Origin of the sequence: Rhodoblastus acidophilus (assembly GCF_900187365.1) — a bacterium.
GTDB lineage: Bacteria > Pseudomonadota > Alphaproteobacteria > Rhizobiales > Beijerinckiaceae > Rhodoblastus > Rhodoblastus acidophilus.
Genome location: NZ_FYDG01000004.1, coordinates 1 through 23,688, shown reverse-complemented (window position 1 = coordinate 23,688; position 23,688 = coordinate 1). Strand labels below are relative to the sequence as shown.

Sequence of the window (23,688 nt, the reverse complement as noted above, 5' to 3'; positions counted from 1 at the left end):
ATGACGTCTTGGTGAGCCTCGAAAGCCATGCGCTGGAGCGCGCGCCGGCGGCGCGCCGCAATGGCGTCCCGCCCTCGCCTTTGAAAAGACTGGCGCTGGCGTTGCGCCGCGCGGTGATTGCGGCCCGGTTGGGCCTGCTGCGCCGCGCCGGCATGGATATTGGCCGCGACTGCCTGATTTCGCTGCGCGCTCAGCTCGATCACACCAACCCGCGTGGCGTCCATATTGGCGAGGGAACGCTGATCGCGTTCGACGCGGTGGTCTTCTCGCATGACCTCTCGCGTCATTTCCACGCCGACACCTATATCGGCCGCCATTGTTTCATCGGCGCCCGGGCCATTGTGATGGCGGGCGTGCGGATCGGCGACGGCTGCGTCGTCGGCGCCGGCGCGGTGGTGACGAAAGATGTGCCGGCAGGCTGCATCGTCGCTGGCAATCCCGCGCAAATTCTGCGTTCGGGCGTGGTCACCCGAAAATGGGGCATTCTCGCCGACGCCTATGCGACCGCGCTGGCGCGGGAGCGTCAGCCCGACGCGGACGCGCGACCATGAGACGGACGGTTCCCGCCTTCGTCCTTCTTTGGTTGGCGGCGACCACGCTCCTCGGGGCTCCCGCATGGGCCGTCTGCGATGCGCCGGCGGCGCAAACCGGGCGGGTGTTCCATGTCGATCCCGCGCGCGGCGCCGACGACGGCGACGGGTCGGCGCAACGCCCGTGGCGCAGCCTTGCCCAGGTTCTCGACCCCGCGCGCGGCCTGATCGCCGCGCCGCGCCTGAAGCGGCGGCCCGACGGCGGCTTCGCCATGGAGCCGGCCGCGAACGGCCCTATCCATGGCGGCGACGTCATCGAACTGGCGAACGGCGCTTATGGCGACGTCAAGCTGATCGGCTATGTCAACGACCGCTTCATTTCCATCGCCGCCGCGCCGGGACAGGCGCCCGTGCTGCACAGCCTGTGGATCGCCGGCGCCTCGCATTGGCTGCTGCGCGGGCTGACCTTTTCCGCGGGATCGGGCGAGAGCGGGCCGGCCAACGCCATTGTCGAGGCCGATTCGCACGCCTCGCTCGGCCCCAGCGACCATATCGCCTTCATCGCCAATCGCTTTTTCGCCGCCGAGACCGTCACCGACTGGCGCCCCGAGGACTGGGTGGCCCGGCCGAAAAATTACGGGCTGGTGTCGCAGGCGCGCTGCGCGCTGTTTCGAGGCAACGAATTTTTCAACCTGCGCAACGCCCTGGACGTCGGCGGCGACGAATCGCTGGTCGAAGACAATGTCATCCACGACTTCGGCAATGACGCCGTCGATTTCCACGCCAGCGGCGTGACCATCCGGCGCAATCATATTTCCGCCAGCCGCCATACTCCGGCCGAACCGCTGCACCCCGATGCGATCCAGGGCTGGGCGCTGCACGGCGCGACCAACCGCGACATTCTCATCGACGGCAATGTGATCGTCAATCTCAATCCGGCCGAGGATAACGAGATGCAGGGCGTGTCCATCTTCACCGACCGGTGGGAGGGCGTCACCGTCCAGAATAACGCCATCGCCACCAACGCCTGGCACGGAATCGCGCTCTATGGCGTGCGCGGCGCCAAGGTGATCAACAATACGCTGGCGGCGACCCGGCCCGGCCGGGACAGCTGGATCATGATCCACGATTCCGCCGATCATTCCGTGCGCGGCGAGGCCATCGCGCGCAACAATATCGCGACCGCCATAGTGATCGAAAACGCTGATGTCGCGCTCGACCACAATGTGACGGCCAAGCCGATCCGCGTTCAGAAACAGGCGCGGGTGGCGGACGGCGGCAACAACGTCGCGCCGCTGGCGCCGCTGTTCCGGCGCTTCGCCCCCGCCTCGGGCTTGGTCGATCTGCATCTCGCCGCCGCCCCGCCGCCGGGCGCGGCAGAGGGCGCGCCGGAGCGCGACGCCGACGGCCGCCTGCGCGTGGCGCCGGTCGACCCCGGCGCCTATGTCCGCCGCGCGCCATAGGAGCGGCGGATATGGAGGGGCAGACCCTGCGCAAGGGATCGACGCTCGGCGCCAGCGCCGCGCTGGAGATCGCCGTGCCGTTTGTGCGGATGCTGCTGCTCAGCCGCGCGCTGCCTCTGGGCGAACTCGGCTTCGCTTCGGCGCTGGCGACCGCCTACGCGCTTTACGATCAGGTCACCGACATGGCGGTTCACCGCTACGTCTATGCGGAGCGGCGCGAGGATTTGGACGCGGCGCTGGCCGGCGCGCATGGCCTGCTCGTATTGCGCGGACTGCTGCTGGCGGCGGGCGCCCTCGCGCTGGCCCCGCTCGCCGCCACTCTGTTCGGCCTGCCCGGCGGCGCCGGCGATTTCGCCGCATTGGCGGGTCCACTGGCGATTCGCGGTTTCGAGCATCTGGCGCCGCGGGTGGCCGAGCGCGACTATCGCTTCGGTCCGCAATTGCGCGCGGGACTGGCCGGCGCGGTCCTGTCGCTGCTGGCGCTCATCGCGACCCTGGCGCTCGGCGGCGGGCATGACGCGCTGACGGCCTCGCTTTGCGGCCTGGCTTTGGGGCAGACCGTCGCCAGCCATCTGGTCGCCCGCGCGCCGTATCGGCTGACGCTCGCCGGCCCCGCCTTCCGCAAGGCGCTGCGTTTCGGCGCGCCCCTGATGGCCAATGGACTCGGCCTCGCCGTGGCCGCCCAGGGCGACCGCGTGCTGGTCGGCGCGCTGCTCGGGCCGGAGACGCTGGGGCTTTATGCTGTGGCCATGCTGGCGGTGCTGGTGCCGGTTTCGCTGGCGCAACGGCTGATGGGCGCGGTGACGGCGGCCGCGCTTTACAACGCCGGGGAGCGCCGCGCCGGGCCGATCCGGCTGATCGCGCGCGCCGCCCCGGCGCTGGGCGCGCTCTACGCCTGCGGCGCGCTGGGTTGCGCCAATGCCGGCATCGCCCTGGCGTTCGGCGCGCGCTTCGTCCCGACGCCCGAAGTCCTGGCGCTGCTCAGCGGCGCCGCCATGCTGCGCATCGCGCGCGCCGAGCCCTTCACCTCGCTGCAACTGCTCGAACAGCGCACCCGGTTGGTGGCGCTGGGCAACCTCGCGACCCTGCTCGCGCTGCTGCTGTCCGCCGCGCTGATGCTGGCGCGACCGCAAGTCGAATCGGCGCTGATCGGCCGCCTCTGCGGCGAGGCGCTGGCGCTCGCGGTCACTTTCAAGCTGGCGCGGCCCCTGCTCGGAACGGCGGCGCACGACTCCTTGCGCGCCCTCGCGCTCGCCTGTGGCCTGACGCTGGCGGCCTGCCTGCCTCTTGGTTCCTCGACAACCGCTTGCGCCATCGTCTGCGCGGCTCTGGCCGGCGGGTTTTTCGCGCGCGCCCTGTTCGGCGGCGCGGCGTCTCCCTTACGAGCGGGCGCGCCGCCATGACAGCGAAAGCCGCGCCCTTCCCGATTCTCGCCGCCTACGCCGTCCTGCTGGGAGCGACCGCCGCGCTGGCGCCGCCGCTGGCCAGCGTGGCGCTGATGCTGCCGGCCTGCGCCATCCTGTTGTGGCTAATGCCTGAACGGGAGTTGGTTTCGCCGCGTCTGCTCGCCGCCGCTTTCACGGTCATGACGGCGGCGCAGATTTGCATTCCGGCCTATTACACCGCGCAGGTTCCCGGTCTGCCCTGGATTTCGCTGCGGCGCATCGCCTTGCTGGCGCTGATCGCCCTGGCGTTGCTGCGGCTGGCGACGGCGGCGCGGGCGCGGCGCCAACTGCTCTCGACGCTCGCCGCCGCGCCGCTTCTGCTGGCGTTGAGCCTCGGCTTCGACCTCATGGCCGCGGCGTCCATCCTGGCGTCGCCAGACCCTGCCGTTTCCGCGCAGCAATTCGCCGACCTCACCTTCGCCTGGCGGCTGCCTTTTCTCGCCTGCGTGCTGGTCGTCACCGATGAGGCGGAAGCCGCCGCGCTGGTCCGCCTGATCGCCGCGCTGTCTCTGCCCGTCGCCGCGCTTGGGGTCGCGGATTTCCTCGCCGCGCGCAATTTCGCGCTCGACATTCTGCCGCACGGGCTGCTCGCCGCCATGGCCGACGCCAACCCCGGCGTCCGCGTGCTGATGGAGTTCAATCCCTGGCGCAACGGCTTGTTCCGCGCCGTGTCGATCTACAACACGCCGCTGTCCTTCGGCGAATTCGCGGCGATTTGCGCGCCGCTCGGCGGCTTTTTGGCGCTGCACGGCGAATCCGGACGCGACCGTGCGCTCGGGCTGGCGACCATCCTCGCCGCCATGGCCGCGCTGTTCGTGAGCGGATCGCGCGGCGGCGCGGTCGGCTTCCTGATCTCGATGCCGCTGTTGGCGCTGCTGGCGGCGATCCGGCTGGCGCGCGCGCGCCCGAACGGCCTCGCCGGTCCGATCGCCGCCGCTGGCGCGCTTGCTGTCGGCGGCGCGGCGCTCTCCGCCGTTTTCGCGTCGCGGCGGCTGTTCAATATCGTCTTCGGCGGCGACGATTCCCTCGGCAGCACCGCGGCGCGATCCGAGCAGATGGACATGGCCTGGCCGCATATTTTCGACAGCCCCGTGTTTGGTCACGGGCTCGGGCTGGGCGGAATCGTGGTGGACTGGCGGCCCTCGCCCGACGCGCCGGGCAGCATCGATTCCTATCTGGTTTCGCTGCTGGTCGAGACCGGCTTTCCCGGCGCCGTCTGCTATTTCGGCGCGCTCGCGCTGACGGCCTGCGCCTGCCTGACGATCTACCTGCGCGACCGCGATCCCCGCGCGGCGCTGGCGGGGCCGCTCGGCTGCGCGCTGCTCGCCTATGAGTTTTACCGGCTGGCGCTGTCGCAGCGCGAAAACCAGACGCTGGTCTATCTGCTGATGGCGCTGGCCTTTGTGGTCATCGCCCAGGCGAAACGCCGCAAAGCGCAGGAGCAGGCCCGCGCCCCGGACGCGCCACGACGACCGACGGTTTACGCCCGCGAAATGGTTTCCAGCCCGCCCATATAGGGCCGCAACGCCTCCGGCACGGTCACCGAGCCGTCTTCGTTCTGGTAATTCTCCAGCACCGCGACCAGCGCGCGGCCGACCGCCACGCCCGAACCGTTCAGCGTATGCACGTAGCGCGTATTTTTGCCCTCGGCCGGGCGATAGCGGGCGCCCATGCGCCGCGCCTGGAAATCGCCGCAGACCGAGCAGGATGAGATTTCGCGGTAGCGATCCTGTCCCGGCAGCCAGACCTCGATGTCATAGGTCTTTTGTGAGGCGAAGCCCATGTCGCCGGTGCACAGCAGCACGACGCGATAAGGCAGACCCAACCGCTTCAGCACTTCCTCGGCGCAAGCGGTCATGCGCTCGTGCTCGGCCTGAGATTGCTCCGGCGTGGCGATCGACACCATCTCGACCTTGGAGAACTGGTGCTGCCGGATCATGCCGCGCGTGTCGCGGCCCGCCGCCCCGGCCTCGGCGCGGAAGCAGGGCGTACCCGCCGTCATGCGCAGCGGCAGGCTGGCCTCGTCGAGAATCTGCTCGCGGACGAGATTGGTGAGCGGGACTTCGGCTGTCGGGATCAGCCAGAAATGATCGAGTTCGCCCGGTTCGTTCGCGGCGAAATGCTGCTCCGCCTCGACCAGGCTGAGCGCGGCGAACTGATCGTCGCGGAATTTCGGCAATTGCGCCGTGCCGAACATGGCGCGGTCGCGCACCAGCAGCGGCGGCGCGACTTCGGTATAGCCGTGAACGTCCGTGTGCAGGTCGAGCATGAATTGTTCGAGCGCGCGCTCCAGACGGGCGAGTTTGCCCTTGAGCACGGTGAACCGGGCGCCGGACAGTTTTGCGGCCGCCTCGAAATCCATCAGGCCCAAGGCTTCGCCGATCTCGAAATGCTCCTTCGGCTTGAAAGAGAAGTTTTTAGGTTCGCCGACGCGGCGGATTTCGGGATTGTCGTTCTCATCCGCGCCGAACGGAACCTCGGGCAGCGGGCGGTTGGGAATGGCGGCGAGTTCGGTTTCGAGCGCCGCAATGGCGTCGCGCTCCTCGGCCTCCAGCGCGCCCATGCCGTCCTTGAGCGCGGCGACCTCGGCCTTGAGCTCGTCGGCCAACGCGGCGTCCTTGGCCTTCATCGCCGCGCCGATCTCCTTGGAGGCGGCGTTGCGGCGCTCCTGCGCGGCCTGGGCTTTCTGGATCGCGGTTTTCCGGGCGTCGTCGCGTTCGATCAGCCGGACGATCAGGGCGTCCGCGGCGGCCTCGTCGGGTTTGCGTCGCAGGAGGTCGGCGCGAAAGCCGGCGAGGTCGTCGCGGATGGTCTTGATGTCGTGCATGGCGGGCTCGTACGGGCTGGTCCGGGACCGCCCCCGGCGCGGAGCGGCGCGTCGCGCCGCCTCGCCCTGAGGGCTATTGGGAAATTTCGTTGTCGGCCCGGGCCCGATTCTTTTCGATCAGACCGACGGCCAAGACCGCGCCTTCGTAAAGCAGCGCCATGGGCAGGACAAGCGCGATCATGGAAATCAGGTCCGGCGGGGTGAGGATAGCCGCGACCACCGTGATCAGCACGATGGCGTAGCGCCGCTTTTCCGTCAGAAATTTCCGGTCGATGATCCCGGCCTGACCGAGCAGGGTCAGGATCACCGGCAATTGGAAGGCGATGCCGAAGGCGAAGATCAGCGTCATGATCAGCGACAAATATTCGCTGACTTTCGGCAGCAATTCGATGGTCGCCTCGCCCTTCACGCCCAATTGCTGGAAACTGACCGAAAATTTGATCAGAAACGGCATGACCACGAAATAGACCAGCAGCGCGCCCAGGAAGAAAAACAACGGGGTCGCCAGCAGATAAGGCGCGAACGCCCGGCGTTCATGGCTGTAAAGGCCGGGCGCCACGAATTTGTAAAGCTGCAGCGCCATGATCGGAAAGGCGATGAAACCCGCGCCGAACATGGACAGTTTTAACTGCGTGAAGAACTGTTCAAGAAAATGGGTGGCGATCAGCTTGGCGTTGTCGGGACCGACCACGGAGACATAGGGGCCGAGCAGAATATTGTAGATGTGATGCGAGACCCAGAAACAGGCGATGAACGCGACGACGAAGGCGAGCAGCGCCTTGATCAGCCGCGCGCGCAATTCGATGAGATGCTCGATGAGCGGCGCCTTGGTGGCGTCGATGTCGGCCTGAGTCATGCGCTGAAGTCCGTCATCGGCTGGATTTCGTCATGATTTGGCTTCCGTCGGATGCGGCGGCAGTTCGGCGCTTTCGATCATCGGTTTTTCCGCAGGTTCAAGAATGGGCGTCGGCTCCGGCGCGGGGGCCGGCTCCGGCGCGACCGCCGGCGAGGCCTCGACGCTCTTGGCTTTCTCCGGGTCGATCATGTCGGCGATGCGGTTCATGGTCCCCTCGATCGACGCCTTCTGCTTGAGATCGGAAAATTCGTCCTTGAGGTCGCGCATGTCCGCTTCGCGCATGGCTTCGTCGAACTGGGCGCGGAAATCCGAAGCCATGCGCCGCGCCTGGCCCAGCATCCGCCCAAACTGCCGCAGCGCACTGGGAAGGTCCTTGGGCGGGATGAAGATCAGGGCCACCACGCCGATCAGCAGCAGTTTGCCCACATCGAAATCGAACATGGCGCCCTTCTAGCAAGGTGAGGCGCCGGGTCTCGCCGCAAGGGAGAACCGGCAGGAGAGAACAGGCGTCCAGCGCCCCGCGACAGAACAGCGCAGGTCGAGCGTTTCAGCCGATCTTGTTAGGGTCGCGAGCCGCGTCGATCGGCGCCGGCGTCTGATGATCGATCGTCTTGGCCGGCGCCGCGGGATCGGCGGGCTTGGGCGCCGAATCGTCGTCGCTCAGCCCCTTCTTGAAGCTCTTGATGCCCTTGGCGACATCCGCCATCAGCTCGGAAATCTTGCCCTTCCCGCCGAACAGGATGAGAATGACCACAGCAGCAAGCAAGAGATGGGGCAATGACAAGCCGCCCATGACGCAGACCTCCGAATTGAATTTTGCCGAGGAACCTAGTGCCGGTCGCTTGCAAAAACAAGGCGGCGGCGGGAACGAGCCGGGCAAATCTGTCGCGCGCCCGTTTTGAGCCGCGCCCCTTCCTTTGGGCGCCCAAAAGGACTATACGGCCTTTGTTCTACAGCGTAAGCGCGATTCATGCGCCGTCGCGCCGCGTGTCCCCTAAAAATGTCCCCTAAAAATCAAGAGGCCCTCGCCAGAATGCCCAAGACCCCCGCCTCCAAACCCGCCCGCGACACCTCCTCCGAGATCGACGCCGGGCTGGTCCGCGAAATTGCTTTGCTGCTGAGCGAGACGGATTTGAGCGAGATCGAGGTGGAGCGGGGCGACCTGCGCATTCGCGTCGCGCGGCAGGCCTACGCGCCCGCCCCCGTCGCCACGGCCGCGACCTATGTCGCCGCCGCGCCGGCCGCCGCTGCGCCCGCGCCGGCGTCCGCCGCCCCCGCCGCCCCCGAACATGACCACGCCGACGTGCTGAAGTCTCCGATGGTCGGCACCGTCTATCTTCGCCCCTCCCCGGATTCGAAGCCCTTCATCGAGGTGGGCGCGCATGTGACCGAGGGCCAGAAGGTGCTGCTGGTCGAGGCGATGAAAACCTTCAACGACATTGTCGCCCACAAGAGCGGCACCGTCACCGCCCTGCTGGTCGAAGACGCCCAGCCCGTCGAATATGGCCAGCCGCTGATGGTGATCGCCTAAATGTTCGAAAAGATCCTCATCGCCAACCGCGGCGAAATCGCCCTGCGCATTCTGCGCGCGGCGAAGGAGCTGGGCATCGCCACCGTCGCCGTGCATTCGACCGCCGATTCCGAGGCCATGCATGTCAAGCTGGCCGATGAATCGGTCTGCATCGGCCCGCCGGCGGCGCGCGACTCCTATCTCAACATTCCCGCTCTGCTCGCCGCCTGCGAAATCACCGGCGCCGACGCCATCCATCCCGGCTACGGCTTCCTGTCGGAAAACGCCAAATTCGCCGAAATCTGCACCGATCACGGCGTGGTCTTCATCGGCCCGAAGGCGGATCATATCCGCATCATGGGCGACAAGATCGAAGCCAAGCGCACCGCGCGCGCCTTGGGCATCCCCTGCGTGCCCGGCTCCGAAGGCGGCGTCACCGACGACGATGAGGCGATGAAGATCGCGGAGGGCATCGGCTTTCCCGTGCTGGTCAAGGCGGCGGCCGGCGGCGGCGGACGCGGCATGAAGGTCGCCCACACGGCGGCGGATTTGTCCGAGGCTCTGGCCACGGCGCGGACCGAAGCCAAGGCGGCGTTTGGCGACGACGCGGTCTATCTGGAAAAATATCTGGAAAAGCCCCGCCACATCGAGATCCAGATTCTCGGCGACGGCCTCGGCAACGCCGTGCATATCGGCGAGCGCGATTGCTCGCTGCAGCGCCGCCACCAGAAAGTGCTGGAGGAGACGCCCTCGCCGGCGCTCAACCAGGACCAGCGCACCCGGATCGGCGAGATCTGCGCCAGCGCCATGCGCAAGCTGCAATATTCCGGCGCCGGCACCATCGAGTTTCTCTACGAGAACGGCGAGTTCTATTTCATCGAGATGAACACCCGCATCCAGGTGGAGCATCCGATCACCGAAATGATCTCCGGCCTTGATCTGATTGTCGAGCAGATCAAGATCGCCAGCGGTTCGCCGCTCGCCTACAAACAGGAAGACCTCGACCTGCGCGGCCATTCGATCGAATGCCGCATCAACGCCGAACATCCCGCCACCTTCCGGCCCTCGCCCGGAAGGATCCTGTACTACCACCCGCCGGGCGGCGTGGGCGTGCGCGTCGATTCGGCGGCGTACCAAGGCTATGTCATCCCGCCGAACTATGATTCCATGGTCGGCAAGCTGATCGTGCAAGGCCGCACCCGCAACGAGGCGCTGATGCGCCTGCGCCGGGCGCTGGACGAATTCATCGTGGATGGCGTCGACACCACGCTGCCGCTGTTCCGCGCCCTGGTGCGCAATTCGGAAATCCAGGACGGCGCCTACGACATCCATTGGCTAGAGAAATTCCTGGCCGCCGGTGGCATGGATAATTTCGAGCAGTAAGCCGTGCGGCTGGCGCTCGTCCTCATCCTTGTCGCCGCCGCTCTCGGCTGGTGGGGCTGGAGCCGCCCGGTTCGACCGGCCCCCGAGCTGATCGCCGGCCTCTCCGCCGAGGGGCTTTCGGGCGCGCCCTGTCCGGCGCGCTCGATCTATGAGCAGGACGCGCGCCGCAAGCGCGGACCGCAGCCAAGTTCGGTCTTCGCCTTGCGTTTGCGCGAAAAATTTCCGCTGGGGACGCCCGGCGAGATTTTGCGTGAAACCTTGACGGCGGAGGGGTTTGAAACAGTGACGCCCTGCGCCAACGACGACAGCGTGCTCGGCGCGCGCTGGCGCGGCCGGACCTGGGGCGCGCCCGACGCCTATGTCTATTGGCGGGTCGACCTCAACGAAAAGCTGATCTTTCTCGACGGGCACGTCAGCCGGGCCGACTGACGCGGCGCCGCTTGCGCAGAAGGCCTCGGGCGCCCACAATCGGACCCATGACTTCCAAATCCGACGCGATCACGCCCGAAGTTCTGCTGCGCGCCTATGCGGCGGGGCTGTTTCCCATGGCCGACGACGCCGACGACGTGGCTCTGTCCTGGTACGATCCGCAGCGGCGCGGCGTTTTTCCGCTTGACGGCTTCAAGGTCTCGAAAAGTCTCGCCAAAACCATCCGTGCGGGCGCGTTCGAGATCCGCGTCGATTCGGATTTCGCCGCCGTGCTCGCGGGTTGCGCCGAGAGCAAGCCGGGCCGGGAGAAAACCTGGATCAACCGCCGCATCGCCGAACTTTACGGGGCCTTGTTCGACGCGGGCTTCGTCCACACCGTCGAGGCCTGGCGTGGCGACGAACTCGTTGGCGGGCTTTATGGAGTGGCGCTGGGTGGCGCCTTCATGGGCGAAAGCATGTTCCACCGGGCGACCGACGCGTCGAAAATCTGCCTGACCTATCTGGTGGCGCGGCTCAGGCGCGGCGGGTTCACCCTGCTCGACACCCAGTTCATCACGCCGCATCTCGCCAGCCTCGGCGCGGTGGAGATTCCGCGCGCCGCCTACCACAGGCGGCTGCGCGCGGCGCTACAAATCCCGGCCGATTTCGCCGCGCTGGCGGCTGACGCGCCGGCCGAAGCCATTCTCGAACTGGCGCGCGGCGGCGGGGAACGGGAGGGCGGCGACAGCGCCCGCCCCTAAGCTACGCAGTTCTTGTCAGAACAGGTCGCGGATGTTGGGAAAGCCATCCCGATCGCGGCGTGGCTCCTGCGGCTGCAAGGGCAGCCGCTCGACGCCGGGCTCCGCCTGCGGTTTCGGCTTCGGCTTTTTCGGTTTCTTCGGCTTGGGCTGCGTCGGGTCTCCAGGCGCAGCGGCGGCCGGCGAGCCCGGCGCGGCGCCGGGCGGCGTCCCGACCTCGACCGGCGGCGGCAAGGGCGCGGCGACGGTCGGAGCCGGCGTCAGCTCGACCGGCCCCTGCGCGGGATCGGCCGGCGGCGTCGGGCCGGTATCGGAGGCCGGCGGCGCGTCCACCTTGGGCTCCTCCGGCTCCTGCGGCTTGAGAATGCGCGGTTTGCGGCCGGGCGCCGGCGCGGGCTGCGCATTGGGCGGCGGCGGCGCGTTGAGATTGGGCGCCGCGTTCGGCGCCGGCGAGGCGATCACGTCCTTGCCGCCCCGGCAATCCTTCAGCCACACGTCATAAACGGGATGCTCGACGCCATGCAGGCCCGGGCTGGCCGAAAACATCCAGCCGGAAAAAATCCGCCGCTCGCTCTTGCCGTCGACGTCATCGACCTCGACGAAGCTCTCGGTCAACGGCGCCTCCGTCTGAGGCCGAGTCAGGCAGACGCGCGGCGTGATCTGCAGCGTGCCGAACTGCACCGTTTCGTCGATGGCGACGTCGAAAGAAATGATGCGGCCGGTGATCTTGTCGAGACCGGCGAAATTGGCGGTGGGATTGCGAATCTCGTCGGCCCGCGCCGCCAGTCCGGCGATCAGGCCGAAAGCCAGCGTCAGCGCCGGACGCGACGCCCGGAAACGGGGGGATTTCATCATGCGGCGCCTGCTCAGGCGTCCGGCGACCAGGCCTGATAATCGCCGCCCGCAGGCTGGCGCACGCCAGCGGCGAGCGGCGATCCCGACGGGCGCCAGGCATTCGGCGTGCCGGTTTGGTTGGGGATATAGGGTTTTTCCCATTGGCGCGGCGTATAGGGCGCGCTGATCGGGGTTTCATCGGTCAGATAGTGCAGCCAGCCGTACCAGCCCGGGGGAACCTTGGAGCCTTCCGCGACGCCCTTGAAGATGACCCAGCGGCGATTAAAACCGAGCGCCGGATCGATCTTGCCGTTCTTCCAGCGGTAATAGGTGTTGCCGAACTCATCCTGGCCCACGCGCTCGCCATGGAAAAAGGTGTGGATACGAGTGGACAGGGTCTGCTCGTTCCACCAGGTGAAGAGCTGCAGGAGCCATTTCATCGCGCGAATCCAATTGTGCCGGGCCGAGAAACTTTCGCGCGGGACTATGGCCGCGCCGCGCGCCGATGTCCAGCGACACTTGAGAGGGAGAACGGCGCGCCGCCCGTCAGCCGTTGCGCTGAAGCAACGCCACGAAGAAGCCATCGACGTCGTGGCGCGCCGGGGTCAGCCTGAGGCCGGGACCGTGCGGCGAAGCGGCGCCGTCCAGCCCCTCCAGCCCCGCGCGGCTCAGGGTTTCCGCCGCGTTTTCGCAGGAGAAATCAGCGTTTTCGCCGAGGAAGGCCGCCAGCCTGTCCTCGTTCTCCTCGCGGAGCAGCGAGCAGGTGACATAGACGAGACGGCCGCCGGGCCGAACATGGCGGGCGCCGCGCCGCAACACCTCGTCCTGCCCCGCCTGGCGCTGCTCCAGCGCGCCCGGGCGGGTGCGCCATTTGGCGTCGGGATTGCGCCGCCAGGTTCCGACCCCGGTGCAGGGCGCGTCGATCACCACCAGATCGCAGGCGCCCTCGAGATCGGCGACGGGATCGGCCTTGCCGCGCGGCGCGCGCACCGTGACATTCTTGACGCCGGCGCGTTCCAGGCGGGAGAAGATCGGCGTGAGGCGGCGGCCATCGGAATCAGTGGCGAACAGCTCGCCCTGGTTGTCCATGGCCGCCGCGAGCGCCAGCGTCTTGCCGCCGCCGCCGGCGCAGAGGTCGAGAACCTTTTCGCCGGGCGCGGCGCGGCACAAAGCGGCGGCGACCTGCGAGCCCTCGTCCTGAATCTCCACCATGCCGCGCGCGTAGGCCGGTTCGGCGTCGAGCGCGGCGCCGCGTCCGGCGGCGCCTTGGGCGATGCGCAGGCCGAACGGGGCGAAGCGGCAGGTCTGGGCGCCGAGATGCGCCAGTTCGGCGAGCATTTCCGGCCGGGTCGCCTTCAGCGCGTTGACGCGCAGATCGAGCGGCGCGCGGGCGGCGAGCGCCCTGCCCTCCGCCACAGCCTCGTCGCCGAAGGCGCGGGCGAAATGCGGCGCCAGCCATTCCGGATAATCGCCGAGAACCCAGTCGGGCGCGTCCGCCAAATTCTTCGCGCGCAAGTGAGCGCGTTCCTCGTCTGTCAGCGGCGCGGGGGCGTGACCGACGCCCGAGAAATGGCTTTCGACCTCGTCGGCGGTCATGTCGCGCGCCAAAGCCAGCGCGCCGATCATTTCCGCGCGCGGCGCCTCTGACTGCATCAAATAGCGCGCGCCGGCGCGGCGGCGCAGCGCGTCGTAAACCAGCGAGGCGATGGCGGCGCGATCCTTGGAGCCGGCGAAGCGGTGCGACAGCCCCCAGTCCTTCAAGGCGTCGGAGGCCGGACGGCGGCGGGTTTCAAGATCTTCGAGAATTTCGATGGCGGCGGAAATACGGGCGGACGGATGCATGGGGCGGCTCTGCGGAGGGACGCTTGTCTTTTCACGAAGCCGCCCGTCGCGCAACCATTCCTCTCGCGATCGTCGGCCCGCGCGGCTTGCCTTGAGCGCGGCCCGGGCGCAGATTGCGCCGGGGCGACGAGCAACGCCGCTCCGATTTCGAAGGAGTTGCCCGATGCGTCTCATTCGTTTCTTATTGCTCGCCGTGGTGCTCGGCGTCGCGGCGCCGGCCCTGACCCCGCAAACGGTTCAAGCCGCCCCGCTCGCCGCTTCGTCGCTGGCCGGACAGACCGCCGCGCCCGACCTGACCGAAAAGACCCGGCTTTATTGCTACAATCGTTATACCGGCCGCTTCCTGCACTGGGGTCCGTGCTATCGCCGGCATCATTACTATCACCGCCCGCACCACTACTATCGGCCGCACTATCGCCGTCATTGGCATCGCCATTATTATTATTACTGGTGAGCCGGACTTTCGCGCGCGCCACGCCGCCGCCGAATGTTCGGCGGCGTTTTTATGGGCGGCCCGCCGGCGGCCTCACCATCCGCGACCGCGCATCGCCTGGGCCACGGCGTCCGCGAGCATGGCGCCGCCGATGTCGTTAAGGTGATTGTCGTCATAATAGAGCGGCTTGCCGTCGCTCTCCACAACGCAGCCGCCGGGCGCGGCGCCGTTGCAGAAAATCTCCTCCGGCCGGACGCGCAACAGGTTGGGATGGTCGGGGATTCGGTCGAGCTGCGCATGGACGTTGCGCACGCGGGCGAGATAGGCGTCATAGCCGATCGACAGCGGCGCCGGGCCGAAGGGACGCCCGGCGTAGCTGTTGTGAACCACGCGCCGGGGCACGTTCCACGGCGCTTCCGGCGTCGAATAGACCAGGACGACTCGGCGTCCCATGTTTAGCCAAGCCTGAATCTGGGCGCGGTAGAGCGCGCCCAAGGCTTCGTATAATTCTGGCGGTTGCAGCAGCACGCCGTTTGCGTCCGCAGGCTGCGCGCGCCCGTCAGCCTCGCGCCCCGGCGGCGCGGAGAGCTGTCCTTCAAAGGCCACCGCCCAGCGCGCCGCGAGGATCAATGTGCCGACATCGGCGCGCGGGCTCAGATGCGCGAAGACGCGTTCGTTGAAAGCCGCGCAAGTCCGGCGGGCGCTGTCGGAAAAGACGAGGCCGCGGATGGGCGGGCAGCCCGAGGACCGCAGGTCGAGCAGGCTTTCGCTGCGCGCGCCGAGCGCCTTGCCCAGGGCGTCGGCGAACATGCCGCCGTGGCTGTCGCCCAGCAGCGCATAATGCGGCGAAGCTCCGTTTTCCGGGAAAAGGCACGCTTGCTCCGGCGGGATCTGCTTGCGGGCGTCCGATTGGCACGCGATGGCGCGATGGGCGTAAAGATTTTCCCATTCGGCGATGGCGGCGAATTCCGGCGAGCGCGCCGGAAAACCATGCGCGATGGCGGCGATGCGTCCGCCCGCGACCAAAACGAGCCCACAAGCCAGGGCGCCGGCGAAGACGGCGCGGCGGGTCAAGCCGGAGCGGGCGCGAAACGGCCGTTCGACGAACCGCCAGGAGAGCGCGGCGAGGAGGAAGGTCAGCATGGTCAGCGCCGCCATTGTCAGGGCGGGCGGCGCGCCATCCTTGACGACGCGCGCGAAGGCGAACAGCGGCTGGTGCCAGAGATAGACGCTGTAGCTGATCGCCCCGACGGCGACGCACGGACGCAGGCTCAACAGCCGGCCGACCCAGGTGTCGCCGCGCGCGAAAGCGATAATGAGGGCGGCGCCGCCGGTCGGCGCGAGCGCCCACAGGTTCGGCATCCGCATGTCCCGGTCGAGGGCGAGAAAAGCGCCCACCAGCAGCAGCAGGCCGAGCAGCGCCGCGCCTTCGCGGAACGCCCGGCCGCGCAGTAACGCTTTGGGCGGCGCCAGGGCGATCAGCCCGCCCAGCCCCAACTCCCAGGCCCGGTAGTGCGGCAGATAGAAATCCGCCTGCGCATCCCGCGCCGACATGACCTGCGCGGCGGCGAGACTGGCCAGCGTCGCCGCCAGCAGCATGGCGAAGGCGCCGCGCCGCCCGAAGCGGAACGCCAGCAGCAGCAGCACAGGCGCGACGGCGTAGAATTGCTCCTCGACGCCGAGCGACCAGGTGTGAATCAGCGGATAGGTTTCGACATCCGGCGTGAAATAGCCGATCTTGTCGTTGAAATAGATATTCGAGCCGAACAGCGCGGTGGCGACCACGCTTTCGCCGAAGCGAACGAAATCCGCCGGTGAGAGCCAGAGCCAGGCGAAAGGCGCGCAGGCCAGAATGACGCCATAGAGCGCCGGCAGGATGCGGCGGGCGCGGCGTTCGTAGAAGCGGAGCAGCGAAAATTCGCCGCGGGCGATCTCTCGCGCGAGGATGCTGACGATCAGATAGCCGCTGATGACGAAAAACACGTCCACGCCGAGGAATCCGCCGCGCAGCGTGGAGACGCCGGCGTGGAACAGCACCACGGGCAGGACGGCGACCATCCGCAGGCCGTCAATTTCGGCACGGTATTCGATCGCCAAAACGAAACTGAACCCTCAGTCAATCTACTTTTGGCCTTGGAATGGGCCTTGCGCGTCCGCTCTACAGGAGAACATGCGCGCCGCAAAGCAGATTTCGGGCGGATTCAGCGATTCACATAATCGAAATTGCAGGTTTCGCGGGCGCGCAGCGACAGCGCCTGCGGCGGTCCCATGGCGACCAGACGGCGCAGCAGCAGCCGCGCGCGCGCGTTAAAAGGCGCACGCAGGCCATAGGAGACCAGTTTCGACAGCGCCATCAGCCGCCACGCCCAAAAACCCTGGTTCTTGCGCAGCACGTAGAACAACGACAGGTCTGATTCGGGCTTGGTGTCGGGGATGGCGCGCACGCTGCCCTGGCCGAGATGGCGATAGGCGGCGCCGGGGAAGAACACCACGCGCCAACTGGCGGCGCGCAGGCGCTGGCAGACGTCCATTTCCTCGTAGAACAGGAACAAGGTCGGGTCGAAGCCGCCGCATTGCGCGAAAGCCTCGCGGCGGAACAGCATGAAGGCGCCAAAGAGATAATCGACGTCGACCGGCGCGCGCGAGACCACGGAGACATCGTGCTTGCGGCGCAATTTCAGCCGGGTGAGGAAGCTTTCGTTGAAGCCGAACGACCGAACCGGCTCGCCCGCCGCCGACAGTTGCTGCGCGCCGATCACGCCAATGTCGGGGTTCGCCTCCAGATGTTTGATCAGGGGCGAGAAACAGTCGCCGTCAAATTGCGTATCGCTGTTGACGAAGGCGATATAGCGGCCGGCGGAATGATTCAGCGCCATCATGCAGCCGAGGCCGAAACCGGCGTTGATGCAATTGCGGATCAACACGAGTTCTTCGGGCGCGTCGAGTTTGGCGACGGCGGCGCGGAGGGCTTCGAAATTATGATTCTCGGAGCGGTTGTCCACCACCACGATCTTGAAGGCGCCGGGCAGGCCCGCGCGCAACACGCGGAGCGCCGAGTCGAGGCAGCGCGCGGTCAGATCCGGCGTGTTGTAATGCACGATGGCGACGGTGAGCGTTTCGTCCGGGCCGGCGACAATCTGCATGGGGCGTTTCCTTAAACTGCGGCGAGGTAAGGCGCGAATCTCTCGCGGTTCTCCCGCACGAAGGCCGGCATGGCCGCCAGCGGGACGACCTCCGTCGTGTCTTCGAGACGCTTGAGATAGGCCAGTTCATCGAGATAGGCGGCCTTCGCCTTTTCCTCGACATGGGCGAAGGCGTCGAGTTTCTCGCGATAATCCCGCCAGCCGCCAAGCGAGGAGATGTGCCAGCCCGCGTCGGTCACCGCGCGGATCGGGCAGTCTATCCCGCAGCGGCGGCGGTTGCGGCGGCGGGCGTGGGCCTGCCACAGCCCGATCTTTTTCAGGAATGACGAGGCGTAATAGACGAGATTGCGCACGTCCTGCGCCGTGGTGAAATCCCGGACCTCCAACATGCGCGGGCGGTCCCACATCTCGCCCTTCATGCGCCGATTGAGCGCGTAGCGGTAAAACGCCATTTCGAACACGGTGAGTTCGCGAGGGCGGCGCCGCGCCAGCGCATCGCGCAACTTGTCCGCGCTGATGATCTCATCGACGTCGGAGACGATCACGAGATCGTCCGGCTTCGCGCCGGCGAGGCCGCGCGCGATCTGGTCGCGCTGGAAATATTCGCGCGCCCAATGTTCCGATTCCGCTTTCGGGTAGAGGCTCCGAACGTCGTCGGGAAAGTCGCAGACGACATGGATGATCTTGTCTGCGAATTTTTCGAACCGCGCCTTGTTCTCCTCGAACGCCAGCGGCTTCGGCGCCCCCTGAAACGTCTGGCGCGCCTCGACCACAATGAAGCGGTCGACCACGGGCGCCATTTCGTGGAGGCGGATTTCGAGAATGTCGAGTTCGTTGAAGAAGGTGAAGCCGTCGAAGATCATGCGGGATCCGATTACGGGTTGAACGGCAGCATGTCCGTGCTCTTGTCGGTGAGCCAGGGTTGGCGCGCGTGCAGCTTGCCGCCGTTGGCGACGATCTCGTATTTTTCGAGATAGCCTTTCGCCATGTTCAGGGCGCTGAAAGTTTCGCGCGCATAATCGTGACAGCGGCGCGGGTCGAAGGCGTTGGCCTTGACCGCCGCGACCAGTTCAGCCTGCGAGGTCGAGACGATTCCGACGTCTTCGGTCACCAGTTCGCGCAGCGAGCCATAGGGCGTCGAAAACACCGGGCAGCCGAAATACAGGCTTTCGATCACCACCAGGCCGAACGGCTCGGTCCAGCGTACCGGATAGATCAGGCCGCGCGACTCGTTGAGCAGGCGGGCCTTTTCCGCGCCGCCGACCATGCCGTGAAAGCCGATGCTGGGCCAGGGCGTGAACCGGAAGCCGCGCTTGAAATTGAGCCGGCGCCCGCCGAGCACCTCCAGCCGCACGCCGGCGGCGCGGGCGATGTCGATGGCGCCGCGCACGTTCTTCTCCGGCGCCGCCGCCTTGGCGAGAAAGTGATAGGCGTTGCGCGGATGGGCGAAATCGACCGGGCCATAGGCGTCCCAGTCGAGGCCGTTATAGACGTATTGATCGGAATTGTGCCTCGCCGCCTGATCCTTCGAGATGAACACGGTATTGAGGAAGCGGTGCGTCGGCGCCGTGGTGGCGTTGCCATGCTCGGTCATGATGAACGGCGGGTCGAAGTCATTGTCGGCGTCGAATTCCGGCAGGGTCTGGACATGGACGATGTCCACATTGCGCGGAATCTGCGGCTTGAGCGGTTTCTTCCGGTCGAGCGGCAGCACATCGGCGAAATCGCAATGCGACCCCGGGCGAACCAGAAACGTCACCTTGTGGCCGAGTTGGGTCAGCGCCTTGCCAAGGTCGAACACGACGCGCTCGGTGCCGCCATAGGCGAAGACGGGGATGACGGCGTTATGGACCAGAAGGATGTGCATGGGGCGCCGCGCTGCGAACGGGATTTGCGGCCAAGGCCGTGCGGCTTCCTAGCAGAAGTCGCGGCCGGCGCAAAAGCGTTCAGGTTTCAGGCGCGGCCAAACAGCGCGGAAATTTTGCGGCCGAAATAGCGGCGCACGTCGCGGAACTTGATCTCGCGCGCCTCAGGCGCGTCGGCGTTGACGACATTGTCGCAGCTCTTGCAGATCGAACAGGCGGAAAAGCCGGGCTTCTGATTCTCGACGCGCAGCCGGTTCAGTTCCGGCGCGGCGAACAGATCGTAATAGCCGCTGTCCAGCAGATTGCCGATGACATGCTGCAGGCCGTAATCCATGCAGCACAGCACGACGTCGCCATTCGGCAGGACGACATTGTGGTCGTAGAACGGCGTGCTGGCGCAGGCGAGCGCAAAACCGTTGCGCGGCGTCGCGCTGGCGCCGACCCTCTCGCCCTGCGCCTCGCCCAGGCTGCCGGCGCGCGAATGTCCCGTCCATTTGCCGAGGCCGGGAACGAGGTCGCGCAGATCGGGATGGACGCGGCCCGACCCGTCCATGGTCATGATGTTAAGGGTTTTGGCCGGAAAGCCGTTGTTCGGCAGGTCGAGAAAATTCTTCAGAACAGCGCGGTAGGAGTCGGACCCTTTGTAGCCGCGCATGTTGCCGGATTCATCGGGAAGATGCAGGCAGACGACTTCAATCTGCGCGGCGAAACGCGGCAGCAGATCCTGCGTCAGCAACGCCGAATCCTCGACGGAGATTCCATAAAGCGTGGTGTAGATCGCCACGCGCCGTCCGCGCTCCAGCGCCGCGCGCACCATGTCGGTCGCCCTGGGATTGGCCCAGGGTTCGGCCATGCCGGAAAAGTCGATCCGGACATGCGCGGGGATTTTTTCGAGCAGGGTCTGGAACGTCTCAAGCGACATATATTTGTCCTTGAGCTTGCCATAGGCGGCCTTCAGCTCGTCCTGCGGGCAGAATGTACACATGAGCGGGCAGCCCGCCATGGTGGTGATTTCCATCGTGGCCATATGCGCACTTTCCGCGATGAGGCGTGGTCAGGTCGGCGGGTCTTAACAGACGCGCTCAGGCCGGTCGATAGGCTCGCGCGCTCCACGGCCCGCTCGCGTGGGCGGGGCCGTCGGCGCGGAACCCCTGCCGGATCAAGGCCGCGCCGAGCGCGCGGTTAAACCAGCCATGCCCGACCAGCAGGCAGGGCGCGTGATCGGCGAGCATGCGCGCGGCCTGTTCGGCGCGCCGCCGCAGCGCCTCGCGTTGCGCCGCCGCCCCGCCTGACCACAATTCTCGCCCGCGCGCCGCGGCCAACCACAGCGGCAGCGGCCAGCGGCCCGGCAAAACGGGAGGGACCATCGCCTCCTCGCGGAAAATCGGCGCGAACAGCCAATCGCCCTCCGGCGCGAGCCGCAACGCCGATCGCCGCGCGCGCGGCGCCGGGCTGGCCAGAAGGCGCATCCCCTCGCACAGCGCGGCGAGCCCCGGCTGCGGATCGCCCGGCGCGAGGCCCGATTTTTCATAAGCCGCGCAGAACGCGACGAATTGCTCGCGGTCAGGCAAAAAAGGCCGGTCGCATGCGACCGGCCCATGTCTCACAAGGACGATTCGGCTCACAGCCCCGTCGGATAGTTCGGGCTTTCGCGGGTGATCGCCACGTCGTGGACGTGGCTCTCGCGCAGGCCCGCGCCGGTGATGCGCACGAACCGCGCCTTCTGCTGGAACTCCTGAATGTTCGGCGCGCCGACATAACCCATGGCGGCGCGCAGGCCGCCGGCGAGCTGATGCAGGATCGGGCCGACCGGGCCGCGATAGGGCACCTGCCCCTCGATGCCTTCCGGCACCAGCTTGAGCGAATCGCGCACGTCCTGCTGGAAATAGCGGTCGGCCGAGCCGCGCGCCATCGCGCCGACCGAACCCATGCCGCGATAGCTCTTGAACGAGCGGCCCTGGTAGAGGAACACCTCGCCGGGCGCCTCCTCCGTTCCGGCCAGCAGCGAGCCGATCATCACCACTTCGGCGCCCGCCGCGATGGCCTTGGCGAGATCGCCGGAATATTTGATGCCGCCATCGGCGATGACGGGAACGCCAGCCTTGCGCGCCTCGCTGGCGGCTTCCATCACGGCGGTGAGCTGCGGCACGCCGACGCCGGCGACGATGCGGGTGGTGCAGATCGAGCCGGGGCCGATGCCGACCTTGATGGCGTCCGCGCCGGCGTCGATCAGCGCCTTGGCGCCTTCGGCGGTGGCGATATTGCCGGCGATCACGCCGACGCTGTTGGAGATTTTCTTGATGCGCGTGACCTGATCCAGCACGCTTTGCGAATGGCCGTGCGCCGTGTCGATCACGACGCAGTCCACGCCGGCGTCGATCAACATTTCCGCCCGCGAAAAGCCCTTGTCCCCCACCGTGGAGGCGGCGGCGACCCGCAGCCGGCCGGCTTCATCCTTGGCGGCTTCCGGATATTGCGTGGCTTTGTCCATATCCTTGACGGTGACGAGGCCGACGCAGCGGTATTCGTCATCGACGACGAGCAGCTTTTCGATGCGGTTCTGGTGCAGCAGGCGGCGCGCCTCGTCCTTGGCGAAGCCTTCGGCCACCGTCACCAGCTTTTTCGTCATCAGCTCGAAGATCGGCTGGTCGGGATTTTCGGCGAAGCGCACGTCGCGGTTGGTGACGATGCCGACCAGCTTGCCCGGCAGGCTGTCGCCGCGCTCCACCACGGGAATGCCGGAAATCGAATGGCGCTTCATCAGGGCGAGCGCGTCGGCCAGCGTCTCGTCGGGGTAAATGGTGATGGGGTTGACCACCATGCCGCTCTCATAGCGCTTGACCTTGCGAACTTCCTCGGCCTGCAATTCGGGTTCGAGATTGCGGTGGATGACGCCGAGGCCGCCGGCCTGCGCCATAGCGATGGCGAGGCGCGCTTCCGTCACCGTATCCATGGCGGAGGAGATGATCGGCAGGTTGAGCGTGATGTCGCGCGTCAGGCGCGTCTTGATGATCACGCCGGAGGGCATGACCTCCGAATGGCCCGGACGCAACAGAACGTCGTCGAAAGTCAGGGCTTCGGTCAAAACGGGGATTTGGGTCAAGGCCAGCTCCGGGTTGGGCGCCGTGCGCGGAAAATCGCGTCGCGCCGGTTGAGGTGAGTTGGCGGGTGCTCATAGCACCTCATCGGGCGCAAACCAAGTGGCGCGCGAGCGGAAGAGCTCGATGCAACGATAGAAATGGATGGAAAACGGAAAAACGGCCCTGGCATTCCACGCGGGGATTCCAAACTTCGCGGCAATTCGGCGTTGCCCGCCCCGCCGGATCTGCGTAGACAGGTCCATCGTCAGGAGTTCTCGAAATGATCCAGCGTCACCGCTAAGGCGGCAAGACATTCGCCAGCGGAGCCATCCGCCGACCTGAATCCATTTCGAGTCTATCATGCAAAGACTGAACAATAAGACGTGCGTCGTCACCGGCGCCGCGCGAGGCATCGGCCGCGCGATCGCCGCCCGCTTCCATGAGGAAGGCGCGCGCGTCATCGTCACCGATCTTGACGAGACCGCTGGCGCCGCGACCGCTGCGGAAATCGGGTGCCGTTTTGAAAAGCTCGACGTGCGGGAGGAGGCCGACTGGCTGCGGCTGGCCGGATGCGTCCCCATGGCCGACGTTGTGGTCAACAATGCCGGCGTGACAGGATTTGAACAGGGCATGGCGGCCCACGATCCTGAACATGCCAGCCTCGCGGACTGGCGGGAGGTCCATCGGGTCAATCTCGACGGGACGTTTCTGGGCTGTCGCTACGCGATCGGCGCGATGAAGGGGAAAGGCGCCGGCTCGATCATCAACATCTCGTCGCGCTCCGGCCTGGTCGGCATCCCGCTCGCCGGCGCCTATGCCTCATCGAAGGCGGCCATCCGCAACCATACCAAGACGGTGGCGCTCTACTGCGCTCAGCAAGGCTGGACGATTCGATGCAACTCGATCCACCCCGCGGCCATACTGACGTCGATTTGGGAACCGATGCTTGGCTCGGGTCCCGATCGAGAGGCCAGGATGCGGGCGCTGGTCGCCGACACGCCGCTGAAGCGGTTTGGGATGCCCGAGGAGGTCGCGGCGATCGCGGTCACTCTCGCTTCCGACGAAGCGACCTACGTGACGGGAACAGAGGTGAATATCGACGGCGGATTGCTGGCTGGTTCGGCGGCGTCTCCCGGTTGACGGGGGCGCGCGGCGACCGCAACACGGACGCGTGGCGCGAATTCTTCGGGGACTTGCGCCGCCGCAAGGGATTTTTGGAGACTGTCAGGAATTCCGTGTGAAGGCGGGTTCCGTTTTCATGCCAAGCTGAACCGATCCGGGAACAGGATGGCGAATTGAGCTTTCGCCATC

The 23,688-nt window shown here is 66.8% G+C and carries 24 protein-coding genes; 10 read left to right on the top strand and 14 right to left on the bottom strand.

Features of this window, described 5'->3' with window-relative positions; genetic code table 11:
- Positions 1–11 precede the first annotated feature (11 nt).
- The 4 genes from CFB24_RS10120 to CFB24_RS10105 are packed head-to-tail and all read left to right on the top strand — an operon-like array spanning position 12 to position 4,955.
- Positions 12–551: an acyltransferase gene (locus CFB24_RS10120; RefSeq protein WP_244593145.1), complete on the top strand. Its 540-nt coding sequence runs from the start codon at positions 12–14 to the stop codon at positions 549–551.
- Entirely contained in the window at positions 548–1,993 is a 1,446-nt protein-coding gene (locus tag CFB24_RS10115; protein WP_158255176.1) for a right-handed parallel beta-helix repeat-containing protein, read from the top strand. The genes CFB24_RS10120 and CFB24_RS10115 overlap by 4 nt, the downstream gene beginning before the upstream one ends.
- Before the next feature lie 11 nt (positions 1,994–2,004).
- Positions 2,005–3,396 (top strand): oligosaccharide flippase family protein, encoded by a 1,392-nt coding sequence (locus tag CFB24_RS10110; RefSeq protein ID WP_088520500.1) that lies wholly within the window; start codon positions 2,005–2,007, stop codon positions 3,394–3,396.
- Complete coding sequence (locus CFB24_RS10105; protein ID WP_088520499.1) at positions 3,393–4,955, top strand: O-antigen ligase family protein; 1,563 nt, start codon at positions 3,393–3,395, stop codon at positions 4,953–4,955. The genes CFB24_RS10110 and CFB24_RS10105 overlap by 4 nt, the downstream gene beginning before the upstream one ends.
- On the opposite strand, the gene serS is transcribed toward CFB24_RS10105, so the two are convergent.
- From serS to CFB24_RS10085, 4 genes are all read right to left on the bottom strand, one after another.
- Positions 4,919–6,265 (bottom strand): serine--tRNA ligase, encoded by a 1,347-nt coding sequence (gene serS, locus CFB24_RS10100; RefSeq protein WP_088520498.1) that lies wholly within the window; start codon positions 6,263–6,265, stop codon positions 4,919–4,921. The two genes, CFB24_RS10105 and serS, sit on opposite strands and share 37 nt — an antisense overlap.
- Positions 6,266–6,338: 73 nt before the next feature.
- Positions 6,339–7,121 (bottom strand): twin-arginine translocase subunit TatC, encoded by a 783-nt coding sequence (tatC, locus tag CFB24_RS10095; protein WP_088520497.1) that lies wholly within the window; start codon positions 7,119–7,121, stop codon positions 6,339–6,341.
- Between the two features lie 30 nt (positions 7,122–7,151).
- Entirely contained in the window at positions 7,152–7,562 is a 411-nt protein-coding gene (gene tatB, locus CFB24_RS10090; RefSeq protein WP_088520496.1) for a Sec-independent protein translocase protein TatB, read from the bottom strand.
- Between the two features lie 106 nt (positions 7,563–7,668).
- Positions 7,669–7,914, bottom strand: coding sequence for a twin-arginine translocase TatA/TatE family subunit (locus CFB24_RS10085; RefSeq protein ID WP_088520495.1), 246 nt, complete (start codon positions 7,912–7,914; stop codon positions 7,669–7,671).
- Between the two features lie 240 nt (positions 7,915–8,154).
- On the opposite strand from CFB24_RS10085, the gene accB reads away from it, so the two are divergent.
- From accB to aat, 4 genes are read left to right on the top strand one after another with little or no spacing between them, the layout of a single operon-like run.
- Positions 8,155–8,652, top strand: coding sequence for an acetyl-CoA carboxylase biotin carboxyl carrier protein (gene accB, locus CFB24_RS10080; protein WP_088520494.1), 498 nt, complete (start codon positions 8,155–8,157; stop codon positions 8,650–8,652).
- The gene (accC, locus tag CFB24_RS10075) at positions 8,653–10,014 is read left to right on the top strand and encodes an acetyl-CoA carboxylase biotin carboxylase subunit (RefSeq protein WP_088520493.1); all 1,362 of its coding nucleotides are present in this window, start codon (positions 8,653–8,655) and stop codon (positions 10,012–10,014) included.
- Positions 10,015–10,017: 3 nt separating this feature from the next.
- The gene (locus CFB24_RS10070) at positions 10,018–10,443 is read left to right on the top strand and encodes a hypothetical protein (protein WP_088520492.1); all 426 of its coding nucleotides are present in this window, start codon (positions 10,018–10,020) and stop codon (positions 10,441–10,443) included.
- A 47-nt stretch (positions 10,444–10,490) separates the two neighbouring features.
- Positions 10,491–11,183, top strand: coding sequence for a leucyl/phenylalanyl-tRNA--protein transferase (aat, locus tag CFB24_RS10065; RefSeq protein ID WP_088520491.1), 693 nt, complete (start codon positions 10,491–10,493; stop codon positions 11,181–11,183).
- Positions 11,184–11,198: 15 nt separating this feature from the next.
- Here aat and CFB24_RS10060 read toward each other — a convergent pair whose 3' ends face one another.
- From CFB24_RS10060 to CFB24_RS10050, 3 genes are all read right to left on the bottom strand, one after another.
- Positions 11,199–12,032: a DUF2155 domain-containing protein gene (locus CFB24_RS10060; RefSeq protein ID WP_088520766.1), complete on the bottom strand. Its 834-nt coding sequence runs from the start codon at positions 12,030–12,032 to the stop codon at positions 11,199–11,201.
- Positions 12,033–12,046: 14 nt separating this feature from the next.
- Complete coding sequence (locus tag CFB24_RS10055) at positions 12,047–12,454, bottom strand: NADH:ubiquinone oxidoreductase subunit NDUFA12 (protein ID WP_088520490.1); 408 nt, start codon at positions 12,452–12,454, stop codon at positions 12,047–12,049.
- Between the two features lie 106 nt (positions 12,455–12,560).
- Positions 12,561–13,856: an RsmB/NOP family class I SAM-dependent RNA methyltransferase gene (locus CFB24_RS10050; RefSeq protein ID WP_088520489.1), complete on the bottom strand. Its 1,296-nt coding sequence runs from the start codon at positions 13,854–13,856 to the stop codon at positions 12,561–12,563.
- A gap of 163 nt (positions 13,857–14,019) precedes the next feature.
- Between CFB24_RS10050 and CFB24_RS10045 the strand changes: the two genes are divergently transcribed.
- Positions 14,020–14,310, top strand: a complete 291-nt coding sequence (locus CFB24_RS10045) for a hypothetical protein (RefSeq protein ID WP_088520488.1) — start codon at positions 14,020–14,022, stop codon at positions 14,308–14,310.
- A gap of 72 nt (positions 14,311–14,382) precedes the next feature.
- On the opposite strand, the gene CFB24_RS10040 is transcribed toward CFB24_RS10045, so the two are convergent.
- The 7 genes from CFB24_RS10040 to guaB all read right to left on the bottom strand — a co-directional run bounded on the left by CFB24_RS10040 (position 14,383) and on the right by guaB (position 22,400).
- On the bottom strand, positions 14,383–16,386 hold the full coding sequence (locus tag CFB24_RS10040; protein ID WP_088520487.1) for an acyltransferase family protein: 2,004 nt from the start codon (positions 16,384–16,386) through the stop codon (positions 14,383–14,385).
- Between the two features lie 104 nt (positions 16,387–16,490).
- Positions 16,491–17,432 carry a glycosyltransferase family 2 protein gene (locus CFB24_RS10035; RefSeq protein ID WP_088520486.1) on the bottom strand — a complete coding sequence of 314 codons (942 nt, stop codon included), beginning with the start codon at positions 17,430–17,432 and terminating at the stop codon, positions 16,491–16,493.
- 11 nt (positions 17,433–17,443) lie between these two features.
- Positions 17,444–18,295 (bottom strand): glycosyltransferase family 17 protein, encoded by an 852-nt coding sequence (locus tag CFB24_RS10030; protein WP_088520485.1) that lies wholly within the window; start codon positions 18,293–18,295, stop codon positions 17,444–17,446.
- Between the two features lie 11 nt (positions 18,296–18,306).
- The gene (locus CFB24_RS10025; RefSeq protein ID WP_088520484.1) at positions 18,307–19,299 is read right to left on the bottom strand and encodes a glycosyltransferase; all 993 of its coding nucleotides are present in this window, start codon (positions 19,297–19,299) and stop codon (positions 18,307–18,309) included.
- Between the two features lie 86 nt (positions 19,300–19,385).
- Positions 19,386–20,324, bottom strand: a complete 939-nt coding sequence (locus CFB24_RS10020; RefSeq protein ID WP_088520483.1) for a radical SAM/SPASM domain-containing protein — start codon at positions 20,322–20,324, stop codon at positions 19,386–19,388.
- Positions 20,325–20,379: 55 nt separating this feature from the next.
- Entirely contained in the window at positions 20,380–20,868 is a 489-nt protein-coding gene (locus CFB24_RS10015; RefSeq protein WP_088520482.1) for a hypothetical protein, read from the bottom strand.
- A 50-nt stretch (positions 20,869–20,918) separates the two neighbouring features.
- Positions 20,919–22,400 carry an IMP dehydrogenase gene (guaB, locus tag CFB24_RS10010; RefSeq protein ID WP_244593143.1) on the bottom strand — a complete coding sequence of 494 codons (1,482 nt, stop codon included), beginning with the start codon at positions 22,398–22,400 and terminating at the stop codon, positions 20,919–20,921.
- 337 nt (positions 22,401–22,737) lie between these two features.
- On the opposite strand from guaB, the gene CFB24_RS10005 reads away from it, so the two are divergent.
- Positions 22,738–23,517 carry an SDR family oxidoreductase gene (locus tag CFB24_RS10005; protein WP_088520480.1) on the top strand — a complete coding sequence of 260 codons (780 nt, stop codon included), beginning with the start codon at positions 22,738–22,740 and terminating at the stop codon, positions 23,515–23,517.
- The last annotated feature ends 171 nt before the right edge of the window (positions 23,518–23,688 follow it).

Bases quoted from the DNA above. Each gene is read 5' to 3' on its own strand.
- tatB (WP_088520496.1), bottom strand. From the start codon at position 7,562: ATGTTCGATTTCGATGTGGGCAAACTGCTGCTGATCGGCGTGGTGGCC.
- accC (WP_088520493.1), top strand. From the start codon at position 8,653: ATGTTCGAAAAGATCCTCATCGCCAACCGCGGCGAAATCGCCCTGCGC.
- aat (WP_088520491.1), top strand. From the start codon at position 10,491: ATGACTTCCAAATCCGACGCGATCACGCCCGAAGTTCTGCTGCGCGCC.
- tatC (WP_088520497.1), bottom strand. From the start codon at position 7,121: ATGACTCAGGCCGACATCGACGCCACCAAGGCGCCGCTCATCGAGCAT.
- accB (WP_088520494.1), top strand. From the start codon at position 8,155: ATGCCCAAGACCCCCGCCTCCAAACCCGCCCGCGACACCTCCTCCGAG.
- CFB24_RS10110 (WP_088520500.1), top strand. From the start codon at position 2,005: ATGGAGGGGCAGACCCTGCGCAAGGGATCGACGCTCGGCGCCAGCGCC.
- CFB24_RS10020 (WP_088520483.1), bottom strand. From the start codon at position 20,324: ATGGCCACGATGGAAATCACCACCATGGCGGGCTGCCCGCTCATGTGT.
- CFB24_RS10060 (WP_088520766.1), bottom strand. From the start codon at position 12,032: ATGAAATCCCCCCGTTTCCGGGCGTCGCGTCCGGCGCTGACGCTGGCT.
- CFB24_RS10035 (WP_088520486.1), bottom strand. From the start codon at position 17,432: ATGCAGATTGTCGCCGGCCCGGACGAAACGCTCACCGTCGCCATCGTG.
- CFB24_RS10005 (WP_088520480.1), top strand. From the start codon at position 22,738: ATGCAAAGACTGAACAATAAGACGTGCGTCGTCACCGGCGCCGCGCGA.
- CFB24_RS10030 (WP_088520485.1), bottom strand. From the start codon at position 18,295: ATGATCTTCGACGGCTTCACCTTCTTCAACGAACTCGACATTCTCGAA.
- CFB24_RS10055 (WP_088520490.1), bottom strand. From the start codon at position 12,454: ATGAAATGGCTCCTGCAGCTCTTCACCTGGTGGAACGAGCAGACCCTG.
- CFB24_RS10045 (WP_088520488.1), top strand. From the start codon at position 14,020: ATGCGTCTCATTCGTTTCTTATTGCTCGCCGTGGTGCTCGGCGTCGCG.
- serS (WP_088520498.1), bottom strand. From the start codon at position 6,265: ATGCACGACATCAAGACCATCCGCGACGACCTCGCCGGCTTTCGCGCC.
- CFB24_RS10025 (WP_088520484.1), bottom strand. From the start codon at position 19,299: ATGCACATCCTTCTGGTCCATAACGCCGTCATCCCCGTCTTCGCCTAT.
- CFB24_RS10115 (WP_158255176.1), top strand. From the start codon at position 548: ATGAGACGGACGGTTCCCGCCTTCGTCCTTCTTTGGTTGGCGGCGACC.
- CFB24_RS10085 (WP_088520495.1), bottom strand. From the start codon at position 7,914: ATGGGCGGCTTGTCATTGCCCCATCTCTTGCTTGCTGCTGTGGTCATT.
- CFB24_RS10105 (WP_088520499.1), top strand. From the start codon at position 3,393: ATGACAGCGAAAGCCGCGCCCTTCCCGATTCTCGCCGCCTACGCCGTC.
- CFB24_RS10050 (WP_088520489.1), bottom strand. From the start codon at position 13,856: ATGCATCCGTCCGCCCGTATTTCCGCCGCCATCGAAATTCTCGAAGAT.